Origin of the sequence: Microcystis panniformis FACHB-1757, assembly GCF_001264245.1 — a bacterium.
GTDB classification, from domain to species: domain Bacteria; phylum Cyanobacteriota; class Cyanobacteriia; order Cyanobacteriales; family Microcystaceae; genus Microcystis; species Microcystis panniformis.
The window spans coordinates 1,041,580-1,054,038 of the sequence record NZ_CP011339.1 but is presented as its reverse complement, the minus strand read 5'-3'; the positions used below and the strand labels follow the sequence as shown (position 1 = coordinate 1,054,038).

Genomic DNA, 12,459 nt, shown 5'->3' with positions numbered 1-12,459 from the left:
AGGCTTTATTTAACAAAGCACAGAGAAATATTATGGGGCTGTCATTCCCATTTCGATCCATACTTCTATCAAATCTCGTATAACTCCTGTAACCATCTCAAAAAATTTGCCGATTGGGGATGGGAGCGATTAAGTATTCTTTGTTTGACTGCATCGTGAAGTTGTTTCCCCGGAGGATCTTGCCAAGCTAAATAGGTATGAATATTAGCCTTATCTAGATGATAATCCCTATAGGTTGCCCCTTGTTGTTTTGCCTCTATCACCTTGTTTTGTGTATATTGCCAAAGATTATTATCGGGAACTAAATAGGCTAAAAAAGTCTCTAACATCCCTCTAGATTGATTATCGGGCATCATCCACACACCGAATTTTATCCCCGATTCTAGAGTTATAATTAATCCCTCTGCTGGTAAATTTTGAGGTAAGTTAGGTATATTTGGTAAACAGGCATTATATAAACTTTTCCAACGATTATCAGGTTCTTCGTCCGCATCCATAATAATTCCTAAATGAGTTAGTCCGTTAGGAGTTTTTAGTTGCGTAGAGATATATTTAGGTTTTAGTAAATTTTCAACACCATCACAATTTATGATATTCAATGGTTCTTACCCTCTATTCCAAGTAACTCCATTTGCTGCCATTAATTGGGGAATAACTCTCAATTCCTCTGCACCTTCCACTAATAACTTTTTTGTCTCTATTTTAGGCATTGTTACCGCACCTCAAGATTACTTGTAGAAGCAATAACAATTTCTTCTGGATCAAAGATTACAGATTGGCTTTTTTCCCTATCTATCCTTTGAATAGTAATCTCGTTATCGGTAATTTTTTCTTCGGTAATTAATTCGCCTAAACTTTGCCAACAATCGCGGCTGTGAGTGGTGGCAAATACCTGAATATTGAGTTTTTTGGCGGTTTCCCAGACTACTTTCCACATATCAGTCATGACAGTAAAATGCAATCCGCTATCAATTTCATCAACTAATAAAATTCCATTTTCAAGATTAACCATCGCTAAAACTAATCCTAACATTCGCCAAAATCCATCACCTAAACTGCCAATAGGTATAGGTTGATCATGATTTTTAATTTTGATTAAAAACCCACCTCTAACACCTAGGTTATTTGAAGTTAAATACTTGCCAGAACCAACACTGGCTATCCTTTCAATTTTTGGCTCAATAATTTTCAAAGATTCAATAATTAAATCTTCTAAAGGAGAGAGAACAATGTTATCAAAAAGTGCTGCCATATCAGAACTTGTTAGAGAAAATGGTGTTAAGAACTTCAATTCAATTTTATTATTAATACCTATTTTATGGGAAATTCTGCTTAAACTAGCCATTCTTCTTGTGGAATCTCTGGCAAGAGTACCGTTGGCAAGAAGTTCCAGTTCAATAGGTTTTTGTGATTGACTCCATCTAATACTTAAAAGAAGTTTATTCCATTCCTCATCGTCGAAAATATTATCATTATTTAAATCATCATTTTTGTCTGAAAATGGAGATAGTTGTATAGGAATACTTTTCACAGAAATAGTAACACTTTCCTGATGTGATTTTCTAGAACCAATGATAATAATTTCCTGACTTGGGACGATTTCATGCCCAGGAAATAAATGACAAATTTCAAAAACTTTAGTGCGACTAGGTAGATTACTTTCTGACCAACCAAACTCACCTCTATAGCTAATAGTTTCAAGAAATATATCTATATTATTCTGAGCATACAAAAACTGAATCGCTTCTAAAATAGAAGTTTTACCGCTATTATTTTTACCCACTAAGAGATTAATTCGACCAAGATTGGCCATCTCAAAATTCTGAAACCCGCGAAAGCCTTCAATTTTTAGGGATTGTAACATGAGTGATTACCCCGGATTTTTAGTTATTAAATCTAGTTTATCTCAACCCCAGTAGCCAAAGCCCCGACGAGACTAGATAGCGCAGACTCACCTTACCATCACAGATTAACTCAATCAGCGCTTTTAGTCCCTTTTCACCTTTCGAGCATTATAGCTGGTTTCGGGGCAGAAAACCAGCAAAAACATGACTACAGAGGGAATCGCTGACTCTAGAGATTAATGACATCATATAATCAGGTTAGCGATAAATTCCTAGCTGCTGATACAGTTCAACTTCATCCTTGCCAACAGTTAAGTTTTTTTCCTCTTCAATATTCTGAATAGCTTGTTGAGTTTTTTCGTTAAAATCACTTATGGTATAAATCCCTTCTGCAATTCGTCGTTCTTTTTCCGCTTCTTCTAAAAATTCAGCTAGGTGTTTTTTTAGATAGGTTGCCAGGCTATCTTGTTGTTCTTCAGAAAGCAGTGCAATTTGCTCGAAAGTTTCTTGAATTAATTTAGTCATAGGTATTGTACTCCGAAGTTCGGTTTTTGAGGAAAAAAATCAAGATAAGTAGGTAGGCGTTAAAAATTATCAGACACCCCCGTTATCAAGGGTAGGGTTGATTCATGAATCAACCCTACCTTATCAAGGGGATATCCCCCGCCTATCGGCACCCCCCTTATTAAGGGGGGCAGGGGGGATCGAACCTAAAATCCATTTTTAATTTAATTATAACCAGCTACTTATAAATACTGCCCTAACACACCAAAAAGAAAAGTTTTTGATGTGTTACCTTGGGTCAACCCACTACTTACAATAAAGCCATTTCTCCCACCACTTCCAAGCGGGTATAACTGCCGATTTTGAGGAATTTTTCCGAGAGAGATTCGGCCACATTGGGAGTAATCCAGCCTAACTGTTTAAGAATTTGCAAAGCGGCCGCATATTTAGCCCGTTTGGAACCATCTAGGGCTTTTATTGCTAATCCTAAACCCTCACCGACGCGCCCAATACATTGAATCCCTTCGGCCCCAGCTTTACTGACGATTTCCCCTTGGCTAACCTGCATTAATTCCGTGTCAAAAGCCCCTTCTCCTGCTACCATGCGGGGATGATAGGTCATCGCCCGGACGATTCTTTCTAAGTCTAAACGGTTGCCAGAGGCTAACTGGGCGTAGAGATGGGCCATTTGCCCCAACTGCATTGAATAGGTGGGCGCACCGCAGTCATCATGGGCGCTGATTAATTCATCTCCTGGCATCCCCAATAATTCGGCAATTTTGCTTAAAATTAGCTTCTGTATCTGACTAGAACGCCGCAGATAGCTATTTAACGGCCAGCCACGCTGTTGACACACCGCTAACATCCCGGCGTGTTTACCAGAACAATTGTACTGCAAGCGACTGGGTTTACCTTCCGGGAGAGGACATTGCAGGGCATTAGGATCGATATCGGCACGCCAGAGAATATTAAAGACTTGACGGGCGTGTTCCACCGTGCCTTGGTGAGAACTACAGATAATGGCTAGATCCTTATCGTTGAGATCGTAGCGTTCGAGGGTGCCGGTACTGATGACAGCCAGTGCTTGAAAAGGTTTCAGGGCCGAACGAATAAAGGCGCTAGTTTCGGCGCTGCCGGCGGTGGATAATACCCGGCCGCGGTCATCGCAAATAGCGGCCTCGACATGATGGACCGATTCAATAATACCTTCCCGGAGGAGATGAATTTCTAAGCGGTGGGTTGGTGAACGTTTTACCCTATTCATTCAGATTGGTTGCGGTTAGTGAGTGAAAAATAGCCAGAAAAGACCACTGATAGCGATAATTGCCCCTAGAATCAGGGCGGTTTTTTGTAAACGCTGGAGAATGGGCTGGATTTGATAGGAGACGATTAAACGATCGCGGGTTAAAATGGCGGCGGTTTTTGTCCAGATTTGGCCATCGTACCAGCCCGACTCTTCATAAAATACTTTCTCCGATTGCAAGCGATCATAGACGTAGATCCAGCCTAAATACAAGCGCAATAACACCAATCCTACCAAAATTGTCGAGCCAAAAATCCCCGCGCAGAAGAAGAGAAAAGGGGCTTTTTTGAGGGGAAAACTAGCGGCGGCAATCGGTCCGACAATTAACCATGTCCATAACCATAACCAGACAATTTTTTTTGTATAAGAGGCTACATCTAGCGTCGCCCAACGGAAAAACCAAGATTCTTTTAATTGTTCGTACTCGTTAACCGGTTGCTGTTCTTCCGGGACGGGACAGAAATCAAGGGAGGATTTCATGGATTCTACTCCTCCAAATGGTCGCTAGGTAGAGGAATCCGTTGAGCATGACCCCAAAATGCTTCTAAATTATAAAATTCTCGCTCTTTTGGTAAAAAGATATGGACAATGATATCGCCATAATCCATCAGGATCCAGCTACCTTCGCTTTTTCCTTCCACTTGTCGGGGGGATTGTTGCCATTCTAGTTCCATAGCAGCTTCGATCGCATCCTCGATCGCTCGCACTTGAGTGGTAGAATAGCCGGTAATAATCAGAAAATAATCGGTTAAATAACAGATATCGGCGACTTTCAGGATGGCGATGTCCCCCGCTTTCTTGTCCTCGGCAGCGGTGACAATTGTCTCTAGAAATTTTTCGGTCTTGAGATTTTCGGCGATGGGGGTAATAATTCCAGTGGGATTGGTCATTCAGGTTGTGGTTATCCTTTGGCTGAGGTGGTTGTAAGCGAGTCTTGAGATTATGTTAATCAATGGTTTTAGTTTCTGTTGGTTGTTCTTTAACAATTTGTAACGCCCAGTTGCGGGTTAGCACGGTGCGGGGATGAATGGGACAATGGCTACTTAAAAGATATTTTAGGGAATAATCGCAGGTTTGTTGAACGCTTTTATGGAGATTTTGATAGCTGAGTTGTCGTAGGGCGTTTAATTCGGGTGTATCGCCGCGATTGGGTTCCAAGGCATCGGCAATAAAGACTATACAGCTAAGATCGCTCATATTGGGTTTACCGAGGGTATGATTGCGAATTGCTTCGAGAATTTCCTCGTCGGTAACGTTAAATTCTTTTTGGGCGACAACTGCACTCACATCGGCGTGGAGTAAGTGGGGATGGGATAAACAGATATTATCCACGTCTATTCCCGCCGATTCCGCCATTTTTAGCAGTTTTTTGGGCTTGAAAAATTTAGCCAGATCGTGTAGTAATCCCGCTTGCCCTGCTTGGACGGGATCGAGATCGTGATGACGAGCTAAATCAATACACATGGTCTCCACACCGAGAATATGTCGCAGACGGTGTTCGTTGACGTTTTCTTTTAACCAGTCGATAACTTGCTGTCGCATCTTTTTTTTGCCCTTGTGGAACCCCAAAACGATTGTAACAATTACTATACAATTTTGCCTATTGCTCCCGGGTTCGATCTTTACCAATCATCCTCGCAACTAGCTTCTAAAACTTCTTCTTGCTGCCAATCATCCTGAAAAGGTTGTACCACTTTACCGATCGCATCGGCCACAAAAGACTTAATAAATTCTTCCTTGCGACTGAGTTGAAATTGTCTTTGTACCACTTCCGTCATACCACCGTCACCCCAGTCTTGATCCTGACGGAAATATTCAATAAAACTTTTGCCGGCAATGCGGGTTAAATAGGCGGCACTGACCCCTTGAATTGCCTTACCGACTATATAGGTAGTAAAATTTAACTGTAGGATTCTGGCTAATAATTCTACTGCTCCTTTCACTACTCCCAAACTAACTAGAGTTTTGCCCAAAGATAGAGCCAATTCCTTGCCTCGATCGCTGTTAATTTCACAGCCATAAACTTGACCAATTTCCCTGACCATTTGAGCATTAACCGCCGCCGTTGCTAACAGATCGAACACTGGTAAGGGAGTCACAGCAATCACTCCCGCACCGATCCACTGATAGCGATCGATAATTTTATCAGCTTGGCGACGACGTTGGCGATCGATAATTTTCCTAGCTTCTTCTCCTAATCTTTGGGATTGTAAGAGGATATTATCCGCCACTAAATCCTCCCCTTCGGCCCGTAAAACTGAAGCCAACCGTTTAATTAAAGCTAAAATATCTGGTTCTGGTGTGATGATTTGTCCACCGGTTAACTGTACTGGTTGGGGATTAGCGGTAACGGCAATAATATCGGCTGAAAGAACCACTCCTTTTAGCCGTTCTCGTAATTGTTTTAAAATCATTTCTCGATCTTCATCGCTATAGAGATCGATTTTATTAAAGACTAAGAGAGAACGTTTACCAATATCAATTAAACGCAATAAAGGGGCGTATTCCGATTGTCGAATATCGTTATCAATGACAAATAAAAGTAAATCTGCTTCCGTGGCTAATTGTCGCGCTAACTGTTCCCTTTGACCTCCGGCTGCACCAATTTCGAGAATGCCGGGGGTATCGGTAATTTGAATTTCCCGATTCACACCTTTCATTTTTAAACTATAGGTTTCCCCTTTTTCCGTGGTTCCCATGGTTGCCTCCACATTGCCCACCATTTGACCGATGAGGGCGTTAATTAGGGAGGTTTTTCCCGCCGATCCCGTACCGAAAACGATGATTTTAACTTCTTTTCTGGCTAAACTTCGCTCAATTTCTTGGGAACGCTTAATAAAAACCTGTTGGGTTACTTTATCTTGAATTTGCTCCACTTGTTGCCGGATAGCTTTTAAGGTTTCCCCAGCGGCCTCGGTTTTTTCTACCGGTAATTTTAGGGGTGGACGGGAGGAAGAACGCAACCCGCGGCGACTTTTTTGCTGCTGGGGCAGCAGATAAAAGTAGTACAAAAGAACGTATATTAGCAAGCCCAGCAGTCCGATAATCAGCAAAAGCAGAATATTAGCTAAGATAGGAGCAGTAAAGGCGATCTGGATGTAAAGACGATAGATAGAGTTGACTAACCACAACATTAATCCGAAAATAAAGCTCAGACCAATGATTAAAGTGGCAAGACGGGGTAATTTCATCAGCTTTAACGGTAGGGGATTCCTTGATCTTGATCTTAGTTCTTTGCCGGCCGATTGTCGGGAACTAGAATAGACTATTATCTATAGTCATAATTGTTTTTATTCATCAGTAGGGAGGCACAATTATTTGTAGGATGGGTTAGCGGTAGCGTAACATGATTGGGCGTTGGGTTTCATGCTTCAACCCAACCTACGTTCTTCCCCACTTCCCCACTTCCCCACCTCCCCACTTCCCCACCTCCCCACTTCCCCACTTCCCCACTTCCTTCGGACCAGAAAAGGGGTAAGATAATAAGTTTAGTGATAAGATGACCGAATTGTAAGCGGGGACTTGACATGGCAGAAACCCTATTATTTAATGCTTTGCGACAGGCGATCGATGAGGAAATGGGCCGCGACCAGACAGTATTTGTTTTGGGTGAAGATGTGGGTCATTACGGTGGTTCCTACAAAGTTACCAAAGATCTCTACAAAAAATATGGCGATTTAAGGGTTTTAGATACTCCCATCGCTGAAAATAGTTTTACGGGCATGGCAGTGGGGGCAGCCATGACGGGATTGCGTCCGATTATTGAAGGCATGAATATGGGTTTTCTTCTGCTTGCCTTTAACCAAATTGCCAACAATGCCGGGATGTTACGTTATACTTCCGGCGGTAATTTTAAAATCCCCATGGTTATCCGCGGTCCGGGGGGTGTGGGGAGACAATTAGGTGCGGAACATTCCCAACGTTTAGAGGCCTATTTTCACGCGGTACCCGGTCTAAAAATTGTCGCTTGTTCCACTCCCTACAATGCCAAAGGTTTATTAAAATCGGCGATTAGAGATAATAACCCCGTGCTTTTCTTTGAACACGTTCTTCTCTATAATCTCAAGGAAAATTTACCTGATAGCGAGTATCTTTTACCCCTCGATAAGGCGGAAATCGTTCGCAAGGGAGAAGATATAACTATTCTCACCTATTCGCGGATGCGTCATCACTGTTTACAGGCATTAAAACAGTTAGAAAAAGATGGCTACGATCCAGAAATTATCGATTTAATTTCCCTGAAACCCTTTGATATGGAGACGATCGCCGCTTCGATTCGCAAGACTCACAGGGTGATTATCGTGGAAGAATGTATGAAAACGGCGGGAATTGCTTCCGAGTTAATTGCTTTAATTAACGAGCAGTTATTCGATGAATTAGATGCCCCCGTGTTAAGATTATCTTCCCAAGATATCCCCACACCTTATAACGGTAATCTAGAAAGATTGACGATTATTCAACCTAATCAAATTGTCGAAGCTGTCCAAAAAATGGTTGGCGATCGCATTTAAAAAATTCTCCTTTTGATACTGAAGTTATGCAGAGACAAAATTGGTTATTGTTACTGATCATCGGTCTGGTTATTGCCTCGATCTTCGTCCTGATTAAGTTACCCCTACAATTAGGTTTAGACCTGCGCGGTGGTAGTCAATTAACCATTCAGGTTAAACCCACGGAAACCGTCACAACCATTCAACCTAATGATTTAAAAGCCGTACAAAATGTGATTGAAAATCGCGTTAATGCCCTCGGTGTTTCTGAATCATTAGTGCAGACTGTGGACAGTAAAAATCAGGTAATCGTGCAACTACCCGGGGTCACAAATCCCAAAGAAGCTGAGAGAAACCTAAATGTTCAGGCCCAATTAGAATTTCGTCAGCAAAAACAAGGTACAGAAGGAGAATTCCGGGCTGAATATTCAATTTTTCAACAAAAAAAAGCGGAATTAGCCGCCCTCAAAGCCGAGAATAAACCCGAAAATGCCGCTAAAATTGCCGAACTAGAACAATCTCTGCAAAAATCTAAAGAGGCGATTTTAAATTTATTTGAATCGGTGGACTTAACTGGAAAAAATCTGCAAAATGCCACTATTAGTTCCACCCAAGGCACTAACTGGGAAGTGGCCATTACTTTCGACTCGGAAGGGGGCAGTAAATTTGCCGAACTAACTAAAGCGATCGCGGGTACTGGTCGCAGTATTGGGATTTTCCTTGATAATGAATTAATTAGCGCCCCTGTGGTTGATGTGCAGTTTGCCCAAACGGGAATTACAGGAGGCCGGGCCGTGATTACTGGTAATTTTACCGCCGAAACTGCCAACGATCTAGCGATTCAATTGCGCGGTGGTTCTCTACCTTTCCCCGTTAAAGTGGAAGAAATTCGCACCGTCGGGGCAACTTTAGGCCAGGATAGCATCCGTCGTAGTATCTACGCCGGTTTAGTGGGTTTACTGTTAGTTTTAATCTTCATGGCGGTTTATTACCGTTTACCCGGGATTATTGCCGATGTTTCCCTGATTATCTATACTATTCTCTCTCTGGGGGCTTTTGCCCTAGTGGGAGTCACGATGACGTTACCCGGTATTGCCGGATTTATCCTCAGTATCGGCATGGCAGTTGATGCAAATGTACTGATTTTTGAGCGTACCAGGGAGGAATTAAGGGCCGGAAAATCCCTATTTCGGGCGGTGGAGTCGGGATTTTACCGGGCTTTTTCCAGTATTCTTGATAGTAATGTCACTACTTTAATCGCCTGTGCTGCCCTATTTTGGTTGGGTTCGGGATTAGTCAAGGGTTTTGCTTTAACTTTAGCCATTGGGGTAGCTGTGAGTATGTTTACCGCTTTAACCTGTAGTCGTACTCTCCTGTTAATCACTGTGTTAAGCGTCCCTAGCATTCGCCAAAAACCCCAACTTTTCTGCCCTAATTTACCGGCAAACCAATAATTCAGTTATCAGTTATCAGTTATCAGTTATCAGTTATCAGTAGTCAGTAGTCAGTAGTCAGTAGTCAGTAGTCAGTAGTCAGGAGGAGATAGGGAGATAGGGAGATAGGGAGATAGGGAGATAGGGTGATAGGGTTTTGGGGTGATAGGGTGATGAGACAACTTCCCCACTTCCCCACTTCCCCACTTCCCCACTTCCCCACTGATTACTGCTTACTGATAACTGAAAAATCTCCCCACTCCCCCAATCCCTTTTTTCCCTTTTCCTTTTTCCTTTAAAAATATGGCATTTAACGTTACAAAACAGCGTAATTTTTGGTGGACAGTATCGGCCCTGCTGACGATTGGTAGTATTTTGGCCATGGTGATTTCTTGGTTCACTATTCAAGCGCCTTTGCGACCGAGTTTAGATTTTGTTGGTGGGACGAGAATTCAGATAGAATTAGCCTGTGCCAAAAAGAATAACTGTGAGAAACCCTTAACTACTGCTGAAGTGCAAGCAATTTTAGACGAGGAGGGATTGGGTAACAGTAGTGTGCAGGTGTTGGATAAATATACTTTATCGGTGCGGACGAAAACCCTCGTAGAAGAACAGAGAACGAAATTACTCGACACCTTAAATCAGAAAATTGGCACCTTTGACCCCGAAACCAGTCAAATCGATACAGTTGGGCCGACCATCGGTCAAGAATTATTTAGGTCAGGATTTTTAGCTTTATTAGTTTCCTTTTTTGGCATTGCCGCCTATCTCAGCTTCCGTTTTCAACGGGATTACGCTTTTTTTGCCATTGTCGCCCTGCTGCACGACGTTTTGATCACTTTAGGGGTCTTTGCGGTTTTAGGCTTAATTGCGGGGGTAGAAGTGGATAGTTTATTTTTGGTTTCCCTCTTGACAATTGTGGGTTTTTCTGTTAATGACACAGTGGTAATTTATGATCGCGTGCGGGAAAATTTTGTCAATACCCCCGAATTATCCGTGGATGAAATTGTCGATAATGCGGTCAGTCAAACCCTAACTCGTTCGATTAATACTACCCTGACCACTTTATTGCCTCTGGTGGCGATTTTTCTCTTTGGTGGCAGCACCTTAAAATATTTTGCCCTAGCTTTAATTATCGGTTTCGTAGCCGGGGCCTATTCGAGTATTTTTATCGCTAGTACCCTACTAGCTTGGTGGCGCGGTCGTTCCCCTCGACCCACACTCAATTACAGTTAGGATGCCATTGGTGAAGAATCAGTGGTTCTTGGATGGGTCGTAATAGTAATTTCAACCTGTTGATTGAGACGACCCAAAATTGATATCAAACGGTCAATAGTAAAGCGTCCCAAATTAGCACGGCGAATCTGGACAAATTCACTGTGATTAATTCCAGTTCGCACTTGAGCATCGCGGGTTGATAAGTCTTCCTTCTCCAGAAGCTTGATAATTTCAGCAGCAAGCAGTGCTTTCGCTTGTCGCACGTCCGCATCTACATCGCCAAAATCGCGGTACACATTCCCGCTACCTTGTACCAGTTCAAATTGTTCTTCACTCATCGGAAATTTTGGGTCTGAAACCCCGCCGTTCTAGGTTGGCTTTACGTTAGAATTAAAAGGCCAGTCTCGAAAACCAAGTGGACGGCGCAGCACCTTGAAAACTCGGCTTAGGGGGTTCCGACCAGAAAAGCTTGGCCGGGTAAAAAGTCGCGCGCAACAAGTACAAGAAGCTATAGGCGGTCAACGTACCGTGGGACACAGGGAATCGGGCTTCTGAAATGGGGCGAAAGTCTGTGGACTCTGTGTAAGACAGTACATGGTTTTTTAACTGTGGTATGCGACGGTGGTGGAAGCAGAAACTTAAATCGTGAGGTTTAGGAATCGCCGCACTTTTAGGGCGGCGAGGATGTCAAGAGAGTTCCTCCTTCAATCGCTTGAGCCGTGCTTTGATAACTTCGACTTCTTGCTGTGGTGTTTTGATCCCTTTTGGGGATTTTTTCTGGAAGGCATGAATCACCCAGATAGCCTCACCTAACTGGACAGCATAGATAGTTCGATAGGCATCCCCCTTGAAAGGTAGAGCAATCTCGAACACACCAGAACCCATCCCCTTAAAAGGCTTGGTTAGGGATGATTTTGCCCCTTCTGCTGCAATAGTTAGGGTCTGCTGAAAAAGTTTGTTGGTGGGGGCAGGGTGTGGGGTGTGGGGTGTGGGGTGTAGGGTTTTACCGATTTTGAGGTAGTCAGTTACCTAATTTTCAGGGAAAAAGTACCTGAATTTTACCCCCGATCCCTCCAATGGTCGGCACTTTTTGAGGTCAAAAAAGTCTAAAAGCCTTATCCAACAAGGTTTTTAGATTTATTCAGCAAGCCCTAGTTAAAGCGTCAAGTACAATTTCTTGGGCTTCCTTGGGAAACTTTTGAAAATCTTTCCGTGCCGCTTTAATCCAAGATATAGGACGGGTATTACGCATTCGCTTATGGTGATATAACTGATACCACCGGTCAAGCCCCATTATACCTAAAGACCATCAATTTGATGCTTATCGAGGGTCATAACTCCCTTTATAGGTTGTAAAAATTTGATAACCAGGTAAAACTAAGCTGATACCCGCAAAACTATGTATTGTTCCTGGATAACTTTCTTCTGCATCACTACCCCCCAATCGCCAACAAAAAGAACCCAACCAAATATAAAAGCCTGTAATCAGTGCGTCCATCGAATAGGCAATATGCTTTAACTGAGGGTTAACTTCGTTTGATGATCCCTTTTTTTGAGAAACTTTTATTTTCATTTATTTTCATTATTTTAAACTTATACTCATTTAAGAACTATACCATATTTTTATTAGCATTGACGATGACAATTATCACAATTCCACACTTAAA

At 42.5% G+C, this 12,459-nt stretch carries 16 protein-coding genes and 2 pseudogenes; 3 read left to right on the top strand and 15 right to left on the bottom strand.

Annotated features, from left to right (window positions below; genetic code table 11):
- Positions 1 to 68: 68 nt before the first annotated feature.
- From VL20_RS05185 to VL20_RS31005, 10 genes and pseudogenes are all read right to left on the bottom strand, one after another.
- A pseudogene (locus VL20_RS05185) lies at positions 69 to 710 on the bottom strand (DUF3226 domain-containing protein).
- A gap of 2 nt (positions 711 to 712) precedes the next feature.
- Complete coding sequence (locus VL20_RS05180; protein ID WP_052275809.1) at positions 713 to 1,864, bottom strand: AAA family ATPase; 1,152 nt, start codon at positions 1,862 to 1,864, stop codon at positions 713 to 715.
- Between the two features lie 61 nt (positions 1,865 to 1,925).
- Positions 1,926 to 1,997, bottom strand: a pseudogene (locus tag VL20_RS33595) (divergent PAP2 family protein); the annotation flags it as partial.
- Positions 1,998 to 2,102: 105 nt separating this feature from the next.
- Positions 2,103 to 2,369: a hypothetical protein gene (locus VL20_RS05175; protein ID WP_052275808.1), complete on the bottom strand. Its 267-nt coding sequence runs from the start codon at positions 2,367 to 2,369 to the stop codon at positions 2,103 to 2,105.
- Positions 2,370 to 2,658: 289 nt separating this feature from the next.
- Positions 2,659 to 3,612, bottom strand: coding sequence for an asparaginase (locus VL20_RS05170; RefSeq protein WP_052275807.1), 954 nt, complete (start codon positions 3,610 to 3,612; stop codon positions 2,659 to 2,661).
- Between the two features lie 15 nt (positions 3,613 to 3,627).
- A complete protein-coding gene (locus VL20_RS05165; protein ID WP_052275806.1) occupies positions 3,628 to 4,131 on the bottom strand; it encodes a CGLD27 family protein in 504 nt (167 codons plus the stop codon).
- A 5-nt stretch (positions 4,132 to 4,136) separates the two neighbouring features.
- On the bottom strand, positions 4,137 to 4,541 hold the full coding sequence (gene rsfS / locus VL20_RS05160; RefSeq protein ID WP_002752120.1) for a ribosome silencing factor: 405 nt from the start codon (positions 4,539 to 4,541) through the stop codon (positions 4,137 to 4,139).
- 55 nt (positions 4,542 to 4,596) lie between these two features.
- On the bottom strand, positions 4,597 to 5,193 hold the full coding sequence (gene yqeK, locus VL20_RS05155; protein WP_002763152.1) for a bis(5'-nucleosyl)-tetraphosphatase (symmetrical) YqeK: 597 nt from the start codon (positions 5,191 to 5,193) through the stop codon (positions 4,597 to 4,599).
- Between the two features lie 80 nt (positions 5,194 to 5,273).
- Positions 5,274 to 6,842 (bottom strand): YcjF family protein, encoded by a 1,569-nt coding sequence (locus VL20_RS05150; RefSeq protein ID WP_052275805.1) that lies wholly within the window; start codon positions 6,840 to 6,842, stop codon positions 5,274 to 5,276.
- A gap of 173 nt (positions 6,843 to 7,015) precedes the next feature.
- Positions 7,016 to 7,180: a hypothetical protein gene (locus VL20_RS31005; RefSeq protein WP_158499317.1), complete on the bottom strand. Its 165-nt coding sequence runs from the start codon at positions 7,178 to 7,180 to the stop codon at positions 7,016 to 7,018.
- On the opposite strand from VL20_RS31005, the gene VL20_RS05145 reads away from it, so the two are divergent.
- Positions 7,179 to 8,162, top strand: coding sequence for an alpha-ketoacid dehydrogenase subunit beta (locus VL20_RS05145; protein WP_002742584.1), 984 nt, complete (start codon positions 7,179 to 7,181; stop codon positions 8,160 to 8,162). The genes VL20_RS31005 and VL20_RS05145 overlap by 2 nt on opposite strands.
- A 26-nt stretch (positions 8,163 to 8,188) precedes the next feature.
- Positions 8,189 to 9,595 carry a protein translocase subunit SecD gene (gene secD, locus VL20_RS05140; protein ID WP_052275804.1) on the top strand — a complete coding sequence of 469 codons (1,407 nt, stop codon included), beginning with the start codon at positions 8,189 to 8,191 and terminating at the stop codon, positions 9,593 to 9,595.
- 64 nt (positions 9,596 to 9,659) lie between these two features.
- Here secD and VL20_RS31575 read toward each other — a convergent pair whose 3' ends face one another.
- Positions 9,660 to 9,797: a hypothetical protein gene (locus VL20_RS31575; protein ID WP_167341533.1), complete on the bottom strand. Its 138-nt coding sequence runs from the start codon at positions 9,795 to 9,797 to the stop codon at positions 9,660 to 9,662.
- 80 nt (positions 9,798 to 9,877) lie between these two features.
- Between VL20_RS31575 and secF the strand changes: the two genes are divergently transcribed.
- A complete protein-coding gene (gene secF / locus VL20_RS05135; RefSeq protein ID WP_052275803.1) occupies positions 9,878 to 10,810 on the top strand; it encodes a protein translocase subunit SecF in 933 nt (310 codons plus the stop codon).
- On the opposite strand, the gene VL20_RS05130 is transcribed toward secF, so the two are convergent.
- From VL20_RS05130 to VL20_RS05120, 4 genes are all read right to left on the bottom strand, one after another.
- Positions 10,807 to 11,130, bottom strand: a complete 324-nt coding sequence (locus tag VL20_RS05130; protein ID WP_052275802.1) for a helix-turn-helix domain-containing protein — start codon at positions 11,128 to 11,130, stop codon at positions 10,807 to 10,809. The two genes, secF and VL20_RS05130, sit on opposite strands and share 4 nt — an antisense overlap.
- A gap of 349 nt (positions 11,131 to 11,479) precedes the next feature.
- Positions 11,480 to 11,725: a type II toxin-antitoxin system RelE/ParE family toxin gene (locus tag VL20_RS05125; RefSeq protein ID WP_080603664.1), complete on the bottom strand. Its 246-nt coding sequence runs from the start codon at positions 11,723 to 11,725 to the stop codon at positions 11,480 to 11,482.
- A gap of 208 nt (positions 11,726 to 11,933) precedes the next feature.
- Positions 11,934 to 12,086 (bottom strand): hypothetical protein, encoded by a 153-nt coding sequence (locus VL20_RS27350; protein WP_284526009.1) that lies wholly within the window; start codon positions 12,084 to 12,086, stop codon positions 11,934 to 11,936.
- Positions 12,087 to 12,113: 27 nt separating this feature from the next.
- Positions 12,114 to 12,365 (bottom strand): hypothetical protein, encoded by a 252-nt coding sequence (locus tag VL20_RS05120; RefSeq protein ID WP_002763128.1) that lies wholly within the window; start codon positions 12,363 to 12,365, stop codon positions 12,114 to 12,116.
- Positions 12,366 to 12,459 lie beyond the last annotated feature (94 nt).

Bases quoted from the DNA above. Each gene is read 5' to 3' on its own strand.
- VL20_RS31005 (WP_158499317.1), bottom strand. From the start codon at position 7,180: ATGTCAAGTCCCCGCTTACAATTCGGTCATCTTATCACTAAACTTATT.
- VL20_RS05165 (WP_052275806.1), bottom strand. From the start codon at position 4,131: ATGAAATCCTCCCTTGATTTCTGTCCCGTCCCGGAAGAACAGCAACCG.
- rsfS (WP_002752120.1), bottom strand. From the start codon at position 4,541: ATGACCAATCCCACTGGAATTATTACCCCCATCGCCGAAAATCTCAAG.
- VL20_RS05170 (WP_052275807.1), bottom strand. From the start codon at position 3,612: ATGAATAGGGTAAAACGTTCACCAACCCACCGCTTAGAAATTCATCTC.
- VL20_RS05175 (WP_052275808.1), bottom strand. From the start codon at position 2,369: ATGACTAAATTAATTCAAGAAACTTTCGAGCAAATTGCACTGCTTTCT.
- VL20_RS27350 (WP_284526009.1), bottom strand. From the start codon at position 12,086: ATGGGGCTTGACCGGTGGTATCAGTTATATCACCATAAGCGAATGCGT.
- VL20_RS05130 (WP_052275802.1), bottom strand. From the start codon at position 11,130: ATGAGTGAAGAACAATTTGAACTGGTACAAGGTAGCGGGAATGTGTAC.
- yqeK (WP_002763152.1), bottom strand. From the start codon at position 5,193: ATGCGACAGCAAGTTATCGACTGGTTAAAAGAAAACGTCAACGAACAC.
- VL20_RS05150 (WP_052275805.1), bottom strand. From the start codon at position 6,842: ATGAAATTACCCCGTCTTGCCACTTTAATCATTGGTCTGAGCTTTATT.
- secF (WP_052275803.1), top strand. From the start codon at position 9,878: ATGGCATTTAACGTTACAAAACAGCGTAATTTTTGGTGGACAGTATCG.
- secD (WP_052275804.1), top strand. From the start codon at position 8,189: ATGCAGAGACAAAATTGGTTATTGTTACTGATCATCGGTCTGGTTATT.
- VL20_RS05120 (WP_002763128.1), bottom strand. From the start codon at position 12,365: ATGAAAATAAAAGTTTCTCAAAAAAAGGGATCATCAAACGAAGTTAAC.
- VL20_RS05180 (WP_052275809.1), bottom strand. From the start codon at position 1,864: ATGTTACAATCCCTAAAAATTGAAGGCTTTCGCGGGTTTCAGAATTTT.
- VL20_RS05145 (WP_002742584.1), top strand. From the start codon at position 7,179: ATGGCAGAAACCCTATTATTTAATGCTTTGCGACAGGCGATCGATGAG.